We start from the raw sequence: 16,715 nt of genomic DNA, 5'->3' as shown, positions 1-16,715 counted from the left end.
TTTAGTAAGCTCCTGGGGATTCGCTCGCTTGCCGCCTTCCTGCAACTCGAATTATTTAGAGTATATACGTAGCGCCAGATGCCGGGTTGCAGAAGGGAGACGGCGCTTTTACACACGCGTGGCAAACGGTGGTGACGCCAATTAGCAGAACATATACTTTTCAATGAATGCTACTTTCACTTTTTCATGAAGCTCAATTGAATGTGAAAAGCAGATTATTTTCGTGCCAGACGCATAATACGTTACTCCACGCACGTCGCATAACCCGCTGTGCCTGCCGGCTTAATGGCGCAGTTTTGACTCTTGGTATTCTCATCTACGCCGCAATACATGCCGCCGCTCGAGGTTGATTTAGATAAATAGGGATAGCCCAGCGTCGGCCAGCCTAACGAGCTAATTGAATGATACAGCGTCAACAGGTCGTTATTATCCGGTGCTTTGCTAAGGCTACCGCACTGTTTGGCAATATCCCATTTCGTGTTGTCCACCATATGCGCCATCGCCCAGTACTCGTTATTTGCATGCACTCCGTTGGTAAATACTGGCGTCACGCCTGACAGCATCTCAGCCTGAAGCCACGGACGATGCAGCGTTTTTCCGTTGACGGATGTCGTATCCGACATATTTCCCCAGAACAACGCTTTATCCGTATCCGGGCTGGTAAGTACCATAAAAATCACATCCAGCGATGCGTGAAGAGTCGTATTGTCCGTCACTTTCACCGTGAGTGGCGTTTTCAACCCCAGGCTTTTATCCTGATTAAGCGTAAACGTTGCCGTACCGTCGCTGCCGGTAGTGCCGGTAAAGACAATCCCGGTGGTGGTCATACTTTGGCTGGCGCTTGCGGGAGTCAGCTCTTTAAGCATGAGATCGTCTGCTCCGGCATCCGCTGCCACGTCGCCATCCGTTATCACCATACCTGCCCGATTTTTCGAATCGCCACGTGACAACGTAAAACCGACGTTGGCGACCGGGTTACCGCTGCTATCTTTTACCGTCACCGTTAACGGCATCGCGCTTCCCTTCGCCACTACCGCCGCATTTTTCGCGCTGTCCATCGCCGTCGAGGTCAGCGTAATACTGGCAGGAGTAGAAGTACGCGGCTCGACCAGACACACCTGAGCGCCGGTGGCAGTCGATGAACTGGCGGTGCCCTTACCGCCGCTATTCAGGTTTATAAATTGGTAATATCCGGTATTCGGCGCACGATCCGCCACCCACCAGGATTTGTTCCCCGCCACCGGCCAGCCGTAGTTTGTACCGATTGCGCCGTTAGGATTGTCGCCATACAACGTTTGCAGATCGCCTGACAACGGCTGGTATTCCGCATCACAGCCGGTTGCGCCCGCTTTTTCAGTGTTCGCTGCGGTGACTAAGGGCCATGTTTCATTGTTAACCAGGTAAGTACCGCTATTCGACGTCATCTCCGCCGCCAGCAGCGGACGCCGGAACTTCACGCCCGCGCTGTTGGTCACGGTTTCCGGCATGTGTCCCCAGTATTTGGCTTTATCGCTGTCCGGGCTGGTAATGACGGTGAAAATGACGTCCATATCGCTAACTGTCAGCGGATCGTCGACAAGCATCGCCTGCAGCGGTGTTCTCAGGCCACGGGAATCATCCTGCGTCACTTCGAGTTGCGCTTTACCATCCTCATCCGTAATGCCATACCAATAACTTGTGCACGAAGATACCGTGCAGTTAAACGTCATTGAGCCCGTAGACGGCGCAACCGATGTGAGTACCATGCCTCCGCCGGAACTGCCATCAGCGACACCCGCCCGGTCTATCGAAAGCGTTCGTCCCAAACGGATAGCGGTATTGGGCTGCGGCGTGCCGGAACCATCCCTCACAGTGACGGTCAACGGCAGGCTCTCGCCCTTCTTCGCCACTGGAGCGCCTTTATCCGCATCCATGTCGCTGGAGGTGAGTTCTATCGACAAGTCCCGGCGCTTTGCCAGACAAAGCTGCGCCGTGGCGGTATTGGCTTTGGTTGTCAGCGTATTATTATCGCTGAGTCTGACATACTGGAACTGACTGCCTGAGTGCGTGGCATCCGGTACTGAGTTACCCGCCCCCCAATATTTTCCTGATGCCACCGGTAGGCCAAGCGTTGTCGTGAGTGCGCCATTGGGATAATCGGTATATAGCGTCTGTAAATCATTTACCGTCGGCAACCCCAGCCGATCGCACGGGCTGGCGGTGTCCTGATACATATTCGGATAACGGCTCCAGGTATACCAGGTCTCGTTATTTTCCGTATAACCCGACGTGTCCGCCGTTGAAGAAAGTTCAGCGCGCAGCAGCGGTCGCTTAAATTCAACCCCCTTACTGTTGGTAAAGGTTTCCGGCATATGGCCCCAGTATTTGGCCTTATCGCTGTCCGGGCTGGTCACTACGGTAAAGATTGCGTCTTTGCTGTCTGTCAGGTTGCTGCCGTCCATCGTGGCGGCGCTGATAGTGGTTTTTAAACCGGCGGTACTGTCCTGCGCAAGGGTAAATGTCACCTGTCCCTGGGCATCGGTTTGCGCATACAGATATTTCGCCGAGGTATCCAGCAGGTATGTCGCCAGGCCGGACGGCATCACATTACGCAGCGTAATATCGTCTGTGACGCTTGAGGACGATGTGGCGCTGTTGGCGCGATTGTACGAAGATCCGCGGCTGATTTTCACCATCACGTTTTTCATCGGCTGACCTGCGGCGTCTTTCACGTCGATGGTGGCGGCCATCTGCTCGCCCTTCTTCGCCTTTGCGCTTCCGGTGGTTTCATCCTGGCCTGCCAGCGTCAGCGTCAGGCTGGCGGCGGCGCTGCGCGGCGAGGCAAGACAGGTCTGCATGTAGTACATCGAGGTGCTGGTCGTCGTTTTGACATCATTGCCGTCGTTAAACAGGTTGACCGCCGCGTAGAGCGACTGCGTGCCGTCTGACGATATCACGTAATCCCCCGCCCACCAGTAGCGGCTGACGTTGTTGTTGCCTGAACTGGTCATCGGCCAGCCGTTACGGCTGCGCATGGCGTTATCCGGGTATGTCCCGTACAGCGTCTGGAGGTTGGCTACGGTCGGCAGCGCGTTGCGCCCACAGCCGCCGCCGGTGCCGTTCCAGGCTTTATCGACGGTTATCATGCCCCAAGTTTCGCCTTTGTCGTAGTAGCCGTTGGCGATGGTCAGCGTTTTGCCGGGCGTAGCGCTAAACTCGCTGGCCAGCAGCGGACGCCTGTACGCCACGCCGCTGCTGTCGGTCAGCGTTTCCGCCATATGGCCCCAGTAGTTGGCCTTCGGCGTGTCCGGACTGGTGACCACGGTAAAGATGACTGGCAGCGGCGCGCTCGTTACGCCGTTGTGTTCTATCGCCGCCGTCAGCGGCGTTTTAAAGCCCGCGCCGCTGTCCTGGCTGATATTCAGCGTCAGCGTGCCGTCGGCGCCCGTGGCGGTGTAATAGTTAGCGCCGCTGCTACGCCCGTCGCTGTGGTTTATCTGTATATCCGCCGCCGCCGAGCTATTCACCTCCTGATTCGCGCGCCCGACGCTGTCGCCGCGCGTAAAGATAACCGGCGTGTCGGCGGCCGGGTTGCCCTGGGCATCCCGCGTGGTGATGATGACCGGGATGGTCTCGCCGACTTTCGCTTTGGCGAATCCGTCGCTGTCGTTATACACAGGCGAAGTGAGCGTTATCTGCGTCGCCGCCGGATGGGCGTTTTGCAGGCAGACAAAATAGAGTTGTTCATTCCACAATAGCGAACCGACGCCGCCGTCGCGCAGATTAATCGACTTAACGTAGCGGTTTTGCGTACTCCGGCTCAAATCGGCGGTGCTGTCCTGGTAGTTTTTACCATCCAGCGGCCAGCCCTGCTGGGTATTCATGGCGCCGCCGGGCCTGGCGTCGTACAGCGATTGCATATCGGCAAGGGTCGGCACGTATCCCGCGCCGCAGGCGTCGTTCGCCATTTCAAAATCGACGATTCCCCACGCTTCGTTGTTTTCCGTATTGTCGCCGTGGGTAACGCCGCTGGCGATTTCAGCCGATAACAGCGGGCGCTTAAACACCTCGCCGTTGGCCGCCGTCGTCGTTTCCGGCATATGGCCCCACATTTTGGCTTTGTCGCTGTCCGGGCTGGTGACCACGGTAAAAATAGTATCGATGCTGGCCGTCGCGCTGGCGTTATTGTACAGCGCCGCCGTAATCGCGACTTTCGTCCCGTGGGTGTCCGGGCGGGTGACGTTGATGATTTTGCTGCCGTTTTCACCGGTCATGCCGCCGATTTGGGTGGCGCTGTCGTTAAGCGAATCGCCGTCGATCACCACCGCCGAGACGATGCCGTCGCCGCTGCCGGCAACGTGTTTTTCATTTTGGCGGGTGTAGCCATCGCCCCGGCTTAACACGAACGGCGCTTGCGGCAGCGGATTGCCGCTGGCGTCTTTTACCGTCACTTTAAGCTGGAGCGTATCGCCCTTTTTCACCTTCACCGCGTGTTCGCTGTTTGCGTTATACCACAATGCCGCATCCACCGGCTCAATGGTGATAGACGCCGCCGTCGGATTTTTGCTGACCAGACAGCTCACGTAGTCCGACGCATCGCCGGAAGCGGTATAGCCGCCCGCAGCCAGTGATACCGCCTGCCATGTAGCGGCGCTGGCGAAGGTGGAAGACCAGTAGTCATACGTCGTCGGCCAGCCGGATACGGTGTGGATTTTATTGCCGTCGCTGGAGGCATACAGTGCGGCAAGCTGATCGGCGCGCGGCAGATGGCCGGCCTCGCAGCCCCCGGCGTTGAGGTTATTCAGCGCGTCGGCGTGGCTGACGCGCGCCCAGGTTTCGTTATCCTGCTCCTGGGTACGGGTGGCGGCAGTCGCTTCCGCCGCCAGCTTTGGCCGCTGGAATTCCATATCACTTACGGTGAGCGTGTCCGCCATATGGCCCCACATCTGCGCCTCCGGCGTATCGGGGCTGGTGGGAACGGTAAATTTCACGCTGCGGTTGACGGGCGTGGTAATCAGTGAGTTGACCGGCAGTACGCTCAACGGCGTCAGCAAGCCCACGCCCTGCGGCTGTTCAATCACCAGCGTGGCGTTGCCCTCGGCATCGGTCATGCCCTGGTACGTCATCGACGCCTGGGAAGAGCCGAAAGGCGTTCCGCCCATCACCAGCGTTCCGTCGCTGGGATCGGTAAAGCCCGTGGTGGCGTTGTCGCGATTTTTGCCGTGCGACATGGTGACGGTAAAGCTGGCGTTGGGCACACTTAACCCGTTCAGCGCATTAACGGAATGGACGTTCATCGTGATTTGTTCGCCGACTTTGGCTACCGCATTACGTAACGACTCATCGCCATTAAAGTAAACGTCCAGACTGGTCACCAACTCATTGCCGGAGCAGGAGAGATAGTTCGGTTCGGCGCCGCTGAACATGCTGTCCGCGCCGGTCGCCAGGTTGACGTGCGCGGTGGTGGAACCATCAGTATCCGCCGCGATATAGCTGTGTTTCTGCGTCGGCCAGCCGTAGGTCGTTTCCATCGCGTTACCGGAATGGGCCTGATACAGCGTATCCAATAGCAGTTGCCCCGGCACCTGGCCGGTACCGCACTGGTTCGTCGCCGCCGTTACCGAGTTAAACGTCGCCCAGTATTCGTTATTCTCAAATTCGGAACCGGTATCCTGCGCGGCCTCTTCTGCCAGCAGCGGGCGTTTGTAGATATTGCCCGCTTCCACCACGCCCTGCATATGGCCCCACATGCGCGCCTGCGCCACGTCCGGGCTGGTGACGACGGTAAAAATCACGTTCTGCGTCGCTTCCGTGCCGTCGAACAGCACCACGCGCACCGGGGTTAATACGCCCGCACCCTTATCCTGAGTCAACACCAGCGAGAACTGACCGTTGGCGTCGGTGACGCCATGATAGTGGCCGTCGCTGCCTGCCAGATTGGTGATAATTACCGGATCATCCGTCCACTGATGCCCGCTATCAATATCGGCGTTCTTTTGATTCTGGCGATTTTGCTCGTCGCCCAGGTAGACGTTAAAGTAGCGATAAGGCAGCGGTTTATTGGTGGCGCTGTCGGTGACGGTGATCTTCATGTTGATCTCTTCGCCCACCTTCACTTTCGCCGCGTTGACCGTTGAATCAAAATTATCGGCGCTAATCACTAATTTCGGCGTGACCGCAGGCGGGGCTTTATCCACGCAGCTAACCAGCGATTGCGTGGCGTCCGGCATCTGCGTAAGGGCGCGGCTGCGCATATCAATGCTGATATGGTCAGTGGCAGTCGATCCCTGGGAGGAGGACCAGTACTCTTCATCACCGGATGTCAGCCCTACCGGCCAGCCGAGGGTGGTGGCCAGATCGCCGCGCGCAATTTTTAACCCTTCCAGTTGGCGTGCATCCGGCAGAATATCGCAGTGCGCGTCGGCGTGGCCCCAGTTGAACTGCGCCCAGGTTTCATTGTTGATGCTGGCGGTGCGGTCTTCACCGTCGGTTTCCGCCGCCAGTTTGGGGCGGTAAAAGGTGTAGCTTGCGCCGTCCACCGTGGCGGTGGACGTCTCTGCCATATGACCGTACATGTTGGCGCTGCTGCTGTCCGGGCTGGTGAGGGTGGTAAAAATCACGTCCACGCTGGCTTTCAGCGCTGGCGCGCTCGACGGGTGCGCTATCAGCGGCGTTTTAACGCCCGGGCCGTTCGCCTGGGTGACGACCACGGTCGCCACGCCCTCGGCGTTGGTCGTACCGTGATATTCCGTGGCGGTGGTGGTCAGTTCGGTGTTGCCGACGCGCACCGGCGCGGCATTGTTTACCACGCCCTGGCGGTTTTGCGCGTCGCCGCGGGTAATCACGAAATCAACGTTGCCCTCCGGTTCGCCGCCGCAGTCTTTGGTCGTTACCGTCAGCATGATGCTTTCGCCCGCTTTGACCTTCGCGGCGTTGAGCGACTCATCCAGATGATCGGCGGCGAGCGTTACCGGGTCGCCCACGGCGGGCGCGATATCCACGGCAAACTTTTGATCAAGCACTTCGACCGCCGTGTTATAAGGCACGCCGGTGCGGGTAAGCAACCACAGCGGCGGTATGGCGGTTGAGGTATCCAGTTGCGACCAGACCACCAGATGGCGGCCCGCCAGATTCTGCGCGCAGAAACTTATATTGCTGACGGGTTGTGGATCAAGCGGCGTGTCCGGCGTGGCGGCGTCGGCCCACACCAGCGTGACGGTGGGCGCGCGTTCAGCCTGCCAGACCAGCGGCGGCACGGCGAAGATATCGCCTTCGGTGTCGTGCGGATTGGTTAAGGTCAGCGCGCTGCCAGCATCACTGGTGCTGAACTGGCTGGGCTTCGCGGAGTAGTCAACAGGATTCGCCGCATCAGAGCGCAACTGCACGCTGCCCTGATATACCGGGATCGTTACACTGTCGGCCTGAGGCGGAGTGCCATTAATAGCCGCAGTTTGCTCAGTGAGTTCCTGCCATGCGCCGCTGCTTCGCACGGCCTGCGCGAAGAAAGGCGTTAAACTGAGGGCACATAGCAGCAGCCAGGGTAAAAAACCAACACACTTTTTCGATTTCATTGACGTACCTGAGAAAAGTCCATTTCGTTGCAGTTCATTCCATGAATACAAAAACGTAAAAATACATCGCTACCGGAACAGCGCCAGCTACAAGGGATACCCAAGTTGGGCGCCGCAAAGCGTCACCCAACATTCAAACGCGCTCCCGGCCCCATTCCCCATTCACTACGGCACCCGACACGAGCCTAAGCCCGAGGTCGTCGCTTTTTCACGAGTACAGGTTGTCTGGCCGGTCGTTTCGTTAAATGAACAGTAGTACTTATTGCTTTGACCTTCATCTTGCGACACATAATCCCAGGACGATGTCGTCGGCCATTGCAACGTGCCGATAACACTCTGCAACGCTTTCAGATCGTCCAACGAGGCCATATTTTCCTGCGATCCGCAAAGATGTGTCAGCGATGTTTCCACGTGTTCGGACTGATAATAATAGTTCGTCCCCCAGAATTCATTATTAAACGGCCAGGTATCCCGGGGCGCGGCAGAGAGCTCGGCTTTCAGATACGGGCGGCGCAGCGTAACGCCGTTCACCTGCACGGTATCCGGCATATGACCCCAGTATGACGCATACGGCGTGTCCGGGCTGGTTTGTACCGTAAAGATTGCATCCACGCTCGCCGCCTCATCAAATTGATTCGCAAGCGCCGCCGTGACAGACGTTTTTAACCCCAGCGATTTATCCTGAGTTAACGTAAACCGCAACTTACCGTCATCGCCGGTGAAGCCAGACCATTTTGTGCTGAGGCCATTCTGGTTATTAAACGCCACTGCCGTACCCGCAGGTGCAACCGGCGTCAGCATCATATTCGCAGGCGAAGTTGTAAACGGAACCGGCTCGCCAATCACGCCTGGTTTAATGTATTGCTTATCCACCGCACCGCGCGAATAAGCGTATCCACGCGTCAACAGTACGGCCACCCCGGCCTGCGGCTGCCCGTCGTCGTTAGTCACCGTTACCGTCATCGGTATCGTTTCGCCTTTTTTCGCCACGGCCGCTGATTTGTCCGCGTTCCATGCTTCCGAAGAGAGCGCGATCTTCATCTGACGCGGTTCAGTCAGACAGAGCTGGTAATAGTAATTACCAGGAGTCTCCTGCGCGGTGCCGCCTTTATTCGTACTGAGATCAATAAACTGCCAGTAAAGGGTTTGATTTTTTAACAGACTGTCGCCCGCCCACCATTTCTTCTTGATGGGCAGCCCAAGGTCGGTCGTGACCTTGCCGCTGGGGTGATCGCCGTACAGCGCCTGGTAATCCGCCAGCGCGGCCATCTGATTCATTGAACACGCGCCATAATTACCGGTATTAAAATAATTCACCATGGACCAGGTTTCATTTGTTTCTTTGTAGTTAGACGTATTCGTCGTCGACGCCAGCTCGCTATAAAGCAGCGGGCGTTTAAACTCCGCGCCGTTGCTGGCGGTGAAGGTCTCCGGCATATGGCCGTACATATTGGCCTTGTCGTTGTCCGGGCTGGTGAGGACGGTGAACGCCACCGGCAGCGATGAGGTCGCCGTCGGTGTATCATACAGATTCGCGGTCAGCACGTTTTTCACCCCTATGCCGCCGGGTTCGGCAAGCGTCAGGGCCAGCGTACCGTCCGCGCCGGTGACGCCGTTCAGAACCGACGAGGCATAGAAAAACTGTTGCTGCGCACCGGCGAGCGGCGTTACCGTCATGTTGGTGGCGTTGGTGGCGCTAAATTTATAGTCAGCGTTACGCGCCGTCCCGGCGTCGCGTTTAAGCGAAAAAGCCGTATAAGGAATCGGGTTGCCCGTCACATCGGTGGTGGTAACAATAACCGGGATCGACTCGCTGTTTTTCGCCTTCACCGCCTGGATAGCCTCATCCGTCGCCTGCGGGGAGGTGAGCGTAATCTGCGTAGCCTGCGGCAACGGCGTCGTAGCGCAAATTTGATATTGCGTATCGTTGATACTGCTATTGGTTATCGTCCGATGCGCATCATCATCCAGATCAACGATATAATAAGTATTTGGTGGCGCGCTGGAGAATGACTTGCCAGCCGAGCCGCTCCAGTAAGAGCGGTCGATGGGCCAGCCCTGGGCGGTTTTTATCGTGCGGTTCGGGTATTTGCTGTACAGCGAATCCAGCGCCTCAACGGAAGGGAAATAGCCTGTAGCGCAACTGGCTGGGTTAGTTTTCGTACTGCCCGGCCCGTAAAACGCCGCCCACTCTTCGTTATCTTCCTGATAGTGAATTATATTGGACGCACTCGACAGTTCAGCATCAAGCAACGGGCGTTGATATACCGCGCCGTCCGCCGCCGTTAACGACGGCGCCATATGCCCCCACATACGGGCGACGTCGACGTCCGGGCTGGTGACAACGGTAAAAATAGTGTCGATGCTGGCGCTCACGGCGGCGTTTTCATACAGCGTCGCGTTAATCGCGGTGCGGGTGCCGTGGGTGTCCGGGCGGGTGACGTTGATGATGCGGGTGCCGTCAGTGCCGGTCTGCGACCCCATTTTGGTGTTGGTCCAGGCCAGCGATTCGCCGTCGATCACCACAGGCGTCACGATGCCTTGTATATCGCCGCCTTCGCTGGTGATGTACTTCTCGCCTCTGCGATCGTACCCGTCGCCGCGGGTGAGCACAAACGGCGCTTCCGGGATCGGGTTGCCGCTGGCGTCCTTCACCGTCACCTTGAGCTGCATCGTGTCGCCCTTTTTCACTTTAACCGCATGCACGCCGCTGCCGTCGTACCACTGCGACGGATCGACCGGTTCAATGGTGATGGCGGCCGCCACCGGGTTATCGCTGGCCAGGCAACTGGTGTAAATGGAGACGTTGCTGTTGGCAAATTCACTGCCGCTAAACAGCGAGAGCAGTTTCCACGTGCTGGCGCTCTGGAAGGTGGACGACCAGTAGTTAAGCAATGTCGGCCACCCCTGGACGCGGTTAATTGCGCCGCCGCTGTTGGCACTGTACAACGCCTCAAGCTGGTCGATACGCGGCAGGCGGTTTGCCGCGCAGCCGCCCGCGTCCGGGTTGCCCGCCGCGTCGGTGTGGGCGACGCGCGTCCAGGTCTCGTTGTTCTCGTCCTGGGTACGCAGCGGGCTGCTCACTTCACTCGCCAGTTTTGTCCGCTCGAAGGTCCAGTCGCCAGCGGTAATCGTGTCGGCCATATGGCCCCACATTTTGGCTTTTGGCGTATCCGGGCTGGTGGCGACGGTAAACTTCACGCTGCGGGAAACCGGCGTACTGATTAATGAATCGACGGGTACGATGCTTAACGGCGTCAGCAGCCCCACGCCCTTATCCTGGGTGAGGATAATGGTCGCATCGCCGTTGGCGTCGGTGATCCCCTGATAAACCTGCCCGGCAACGTAGCCGGCGCCGTCAAACTGCATCTCGCCGTTGCTGGTATCGGTAAAACCGGTCGTCAGCCCGTCGCGCCGCCTGCCGTTCGCCATGGTGATGGTGAAGTCGGTATTGGCGATCGCCATGCCGTTAAGAGCGTTGCGCGAATGGATGTTGAGCTTAATCTGTTCACCCACTTTGGCGGTCATATCGGCGTTTTTGGTCGCCGGGTCGTCATTGAAGTAAACGTCCAGCACCGCCACCATTTCATTGGCCGAGCAGGTCAGGTAGTTTGGCGCGTTGGTAAATTTGCCGCTATCGCCGTTTTCGAGGTTGACGTGTACCGTCCCGGAGGCGTCGTTGTCCGCCGCGATGAAATAGTCTTCGGTCGGCCAACCGTGTTCGCTTTCCATCTTGCCGCCCGGATGCTCGCTGTACAAATGCGCCAGCGATGACTGATCCGGCACCTGGCCGATGCCGCACTGCGCGGTCGCCGTTTCCACCGAGTTAAACGTCGCCCACTCTTCGTTGTTTTCGCTGAACTGGCCGTCTTTATGGCTCGTTTCCACCGCCAGCAGCGGGCGTTTATACAGGTTGCCCGCATCCACCACACCCTGCATATGGCCCCACATATTGGCGCCGTCCACGTCCGGGCTGGTGATTACGGTAAATATCACGCTAAAGGGCAGCTCGACGTTGCCGCCTTCGTCGTCCGGCATCACGATGCGGATGGGCGTCTCAACGCCCATGCCGCTGTCGTGTTTTAACGTCAGGTGCGCCTGGCCGTTGACGTCGGTCACGCCGGTATAGTGCTCCGGCGACGAGGCGCGCATGTCTTCGGAATTGACGGTGACCCGCTGGTTATCCCACGCGTCCTGATGCTCTCCTTTACGGTTTTTTGCCGGGTCGATAAACAGCTCCATGTAGCGGTAAGGCAGCGGCTTTTGCGTGTCCCTGTCGACCACGGTCATCGTCAGGTCAATCGACTCCCCCACCTGCGCTTTATACGGCCCTTGCGGGGATAGCGTTATCTGCGGGTGCGCCGCGGGCTGGGCTTTATCCACACAACTGACCAACAGCGTGTCGCTGTTGGCGGCCCTGACGACCGACGCGCTGTTCATATGGACGGCTGCGTGGTAGTCGCTCATCTGATCTTTGGTTGACGACCAGTATTCGGCATCGCCCGCCACCGGCCAGCCGGTCCAGGTTTCCAGCGTGCTGTGCTCATGTCGCATCTGCACCAGCTGTTCGGCATCCGGCAGAATGTTGCAATGGTTATCGGCGCCGCTCCAGGTAAACTGCGCCCAGGTTTCGTTGGTATCCACAACGGTGCCGTCGCCGCTGGTTTCCGCCGCCAGTTTTGGCCGGGTGAAGGTGTAGGTCGTACCGTTTAGCGTCGCAGTGGTGCTTTCGATCATGTGGCCGTACATGTTGGCCTTATCGCTGTCCGGGCTGGTGATGGTGGTGAAAATGGCATCCACGCCGTCTGTCAGCGTGGGATAACTTTGCGAGGCGACGATAAGATGCGTTTTCACGCCGGGGCCTTTATCCTGCGTCACCACAACTGTAGCTTTACCCCCGGCGTCGGTGACACCGCGATACTCCGTTTGCACGGTCGTTAGCTCGGTATCGCCAACGTGCACTGGGTTAGCGTTATTGACCACACCCTGACGGTTTTTGGCATCCTCACGGCGGATGACAAACGGCGCATTTTTAACCAGTTCACCATCACACCCTCTGGTCGTGATGGTGAGGGTGATGCTCTCTCCGACTTTCACTTTTGAGGCTTCAAAGCTGGCATCAACATGATCGCCGCTGACCGAAACGGGATTGCCTACTGCCGGAGCAATATTGAGCGTCACTTTCGATTTGAGCAACGAGATGGCCGCATTATTCGGCATGCCGGTGCGGGTATAGAGCCACAGCGCTGGGATGGTCGTTTCATCTTCTGGCTGCGGCCAGACAACCAGCTGTCGCCCAGCGAGGTTTTGGGCGCAGAAGGTCTGGTTAAGCAACGGCTGCGGCGAAAGCGGCATGTCGGGCGTGGCGGCATCTGCCCATAACAGGCCCACGATCGGCGGCTGTTGATTTTCCCAGGTAATGGTCGGCGGGTCGCTAAAGAGATCGCCTTCAGTATCGTTGGAATTGACCGCACGTATTGAGGTTGAGCTGGCATCCGCGCTAAAATCGCGCGGCATGGCGGTAAACGCAATCTCGTAGGTTTTGGCTGGGTCAAGCAGTATGCTTCCCTGATACACGGGAATCATCGCGCCGTCGGCACGGGGCACGGTGCCGTTAATTGCGCCAGTCACTGAGTTCAACTCTTGCCAGGTCCCGCCTTTCAGTAAGGCCTGCGCAGACGAGATCGACGCTGCAAACATGATCAGTAATGTCAGTAAGAAATGTACCACTTTATTCACTTGCCGATTCCTGTTCATGAGCGATAGCCACCCGTATTCATTCTCTGTCGTGATTCAACCCACTTTGCTTAGCGTGCAGCTAAGCAAAGTGCGCGGAAAATACCACTCCCCGCGGGGAGTGGTATGTTGAGGACAACTTATTTGCGTCTGTAGTCGATGGACAAAGCAAAGCCCTGGACACCGTCGGTACCCACGGTAACGCCGCCGTCTGCTCCCTCGAACGCCGTTTTCGCGTCGGCGTTGGTAAGCGGGATGACAAGGTCTTTATCGTTCCAGCTTTCGTTAACGATACCGCCGGTACCAGTACCTGCAATTGCGCTGGTGCCAACGAATTTCCAACGGTAGTCATACTGGTCGGTAACGTTTTCACCGGCATCATAGGTGCCGTTGCCGTTCTTATCGCTCCACAGCAATACCTGGTAGGTTGTATTCGTTTTGAGTTTCGTCCCTGTATTCTTCAACAGGTTGGTATTCGAATCTTTCTCATGAATAACCACATGGACGTTTTCATCCACCACCGGACCTTCCGGAATATCGTCACCATCCGCACCACCGCCCGCATCGGTCGACAGGTCTTTCAACAGCAGTTCGGTTGCCACGGCAGGATCACCGGTGGTGGTGGTTGGCGTGATTTTGATACCGATATAGTGGTCGGCGTCACCCGCCTGAATTTCATAGGTATCGCTACCTTTGGTGCCAATCTCTTCGGGATTGCTACCATTCTGGTCGCTGTATCTCATCCACTGTACCGTCAGTTTCGTGGCGGCGTTGTCGGTATCCAGGTCGCCTTCCGTATCGCCAATCGCCCAGTTCACCGTGACCTTATCGCCAACGTGGAACTGCTTATCGCCTTCGGTCACAACGGTACGATCGCCGCGATCGACCGTTACCGTTACGTGATCTTTGTCGGTATCTGCGGTTTTATCCGCCGCACGGGTAATCCACGGCACCGTACCCTGAATGGTGCCCGTCTGTTCAGAGACAATCTGCCACTGCCCCGATTTCAGATTACCGTTTGCCGCCACCGCTGGCGCGGCGCAATACCCGGCAACTACTAATGCTAAAGCGACCTTCGTCAGCCGCCGTTTTACTGTTGCTTGCATTCAGACTCTCCTTTTTCTCAAAATTCAGCGGCTGGCTGGTCAGCCATAACGCTGACGCTATTTCTGGCTATACGTAACGCGTATGCCGTAACCCTGAACGCCATCTTCCTCATTGGCGGCAAACTTCTGCGCCGCCTCTTTATTGGTTACTGGCAGGACAAGATCTTCATTCATGGTGTTGGCCAGCGCGCCGGTATGTCCGTTTGTACTCTGCCCGGTAAACTCCCACTGGTAGTCGTACAGCGCCATCTCTTCTTCCGTGAGCTGCTCGGACATCTGGAATACGCCGTCTTTATTCTTGTCGCGCCACAGCAAGAAACGGTAAGCATTATTGACCGTAGGGTGCTTATCTTCTTTGCCGATAAGGTTGACAGGGTTGGCGGCTTTGACCTGATAAATCACCGCATTCAGCGCGCTCAGGTCGTCGCCGATAAAAGTGACGTCAACGTAGTTACTGTCACCATAGGCGTCTGCTTTCGCCTTCCAGCGGAAAGTGCCCGGCAGGGTGCTGGAAAGCGTCACCGTCCCCGCTTCTTTATCACGGCTGGCAATAAACACGCAGGGGGTTTCCGTGGTGCAGGGCGTCTGGGCCAGGGTGACTTTTTTATCATTGCTGTCGTACAACACGGGCGTCATGGCATCGTCCACCAGTTCGTTACCATTGCGATCCGTGGAGTCGCCAAAGGAATCGGTGATCAGCAGATCCATCACCACGCCGTCTTCGCCATCAGCCAGCGCGCTGGCTTCATGGCTGTGATCGCTGCGATCGGTATCGGCAATGTTGTCGACGATCAGCTCAATTTTGCGATCCTGCTGGACGGTGATTTCCACCACGCCGGAATTCTGCTTATTGCCCTTTTCGTCTTCCAGCGTCATGCGTACTTTCCAGGTGTTCAACGCGGTGCGCTGCTCTTCGGTATCGGCGTTAACCCAGGCAGGAAGCACCAGATTCCAGCGGTTGTTGTTACCTTCGGTTAACGCATCCGCTTTCACCACCGGCATCACCAGCGTACGGGCGGCGTTGTTTTTCGCCTGCCAGGAAGCAGAAATAATTTTGTAATGGTGGTTAATCAGCGCGTTGACCGTCCACTTACATTTCTCCAGCCCCACCGCGGCCTCAGGCGTATCTTCAATCACGCATTCCGGGTGTTCGTTGGTGGCGTCAGCCTTCAGCCACAGCGTGACGTCCAGCGGATCTTTCTCGCGATATTCGAGAATGATGAAATTGTTGCGATCGACAAAATCGGTGCGGCTGCCCATTAAGGAGTGCTGAATTTTAACGTTTTCCGGATCGAGTTGCGCCGCCAGCGGCGTGCCTATCTGGTAGTTCACGGTCGCGTTAACGCTAAAATCGTTACTGTCGCCAGTACCGGCTTTGTAATCCGTACCAACCGTGACCAGCGGTACCGGCGTATATTCCAGCCCCAAAGTGACGGCATGAGGATCTTTTTGCAGATTATCGGTGCCAAACAGCGCTACTTCATCGCCGTAGTACTGTTCGTAAACTAATTTAGCGCCAAGCTGCGGATAAAACGGCAGCCAGCTTTCCATGCGGATATCCCAGCCGCGCGCGGGTCGTTCTTCATAAAAGTCGAAATCTTCGGAGTCTTTCCAGTCAGAAAGAGGATGGTAATAGTTGCCGGAGAATTTCAGGTAATCCGTCCAGGCTTCGGTTCCCAGACCTAATCGACGGTGACCGCGCGTAAAATCGTAGTCATAGAATGCGTTGCCGCCAAGCAGCCAGTTGCCGACGTTCTGGCGCACGCCAAGCCCAAAGTTACCAATGGTGCGGTCTTCCTTACGCTGAGCCGAAATCTGGCTAAAGAAAAGCGTGCTCTGATTGTCATACCAGGGAATAAAATAATCCAGCGAACTGCCGTCCAGATCGCCGCCTTCGCCCACGGTGAGGCTGGTACGGATCTTGCCATAAGGTGACATTACGCCTTCAAGATATGACTGTGCTGAGGAAGTAATTTGGTTTTGCAAATAGCTACGCGCCTGGGATTCCAGCGCTTCCGGGGTGAGATTATCAAAGCCCTGGGTGGCGGAATTAATAAAGTAGTCAGCGCCCTGTTCTTTAAAGGACTTTCCTTTATTTTCCTGTTCTTCTTTTTTCGCGGATTCGCTGGCTAAATCAGGCAGAGAGGGGTGGCTTTCATCATTTGCAGATACAGAGTTATCTGCGCCGGAAGCCGCAACTGATACTCCAGACACTACTAGCAAAACCAGAATGCGAATCCTTCGCACCATATGATATCCCTGTCGTTAAATAAACACGCCTCGATGAAAAGATATTATATGGATGATTCAGATGGAATCATAA

The 16,715-nt window shown here is 56.8% G+C and carries 5 protein-coding genes; all 5 read right to left on the bottom strand.

What is annotated here, in order from left to right; genetic code table 11:
* Positions 1 to 141 precede the first annotated feature (141 nt).
* A complete protein-coding gene (locus ACLJR2_RS11415) occupies positions 142 to 255 on the bottom strand; it encodes an IS1 family transposase (protein WP_001667815.1) in 114 nt (37 codons plus the stop codon).
* Positions 243 to 7,550: a DUF823/DUF824 repeat adhesin RatB gene (ratB, locus tag ACLJR2_RS11410; protein WP_000837128.1), complete on the bottom strand. Its 7,308-nt coding sequence runs from the start codon at positions 7,548 to 7,550 to the stop codon at positions 243 to 245. Before ratB ends, ACLJR2_RS11415 begins: the two co-directional genes overlap by 13 nt.
* Before the next feature lie 165 nt (positions 7,551 to 7,715).
* Positions 7,716 to 13,307, bottom strand: a complete 5,592-nt coding sequence (gene ratA / locus ACLJR2_RS11405) for a DUF823/DUF824 repeat adhesin RatA (protein WP_219829026.1) — start codon at positions 13,305 to 13,307, stop codon at positions 7,716 to 7,718.
* Between the two features lie 119 nt (positions 13,308 to 13,426).
* Positions 13,427 to 14,392 (bottom strand): SinI family autotransporter-associated protein, encoded by a 966-nt coding sequence (locus ACLJR2_RS11400; RefSeq protein ID WP_001149083.1) that lies wholly within the window; start codon positions 14,390 to 14,392, stop codon positions 13,427 to 13,429.
* 57 nt (positions 14,393 to 14,449) lie between these two features.
* The gene (gene sinH, locus ACLJR2_RS11395; RefSeq protein ID WP_000252244.1) at positions 14,450 to 16,642 is read right to left on the bottom strand and encodes an intimin-like inverse autotransporter SinH; all 2,193 of its coding nucleotides are present in this window, start codon (positions 16,640 to 16,642) and stop codon (positions 14,450 to 14,452) included.
* Positions 16,643 to 16,715: the final 73 nt, after the last annotated feature.

It is taken from the genome of Salmonella sp. SAL03688, assembly GCF_046551895.1.
Classification (GTDB): Bacteria; Pseudomonadota; Gammaproteobacteria; order Enterobacterales; family Enterobacteriaceae; genus Salmonella; species Salmonella enterica.
Note: the sequence above shows the minus strand (reverse complement) of the source record. Positions and strands in the feature narration are given on the sequence as shown.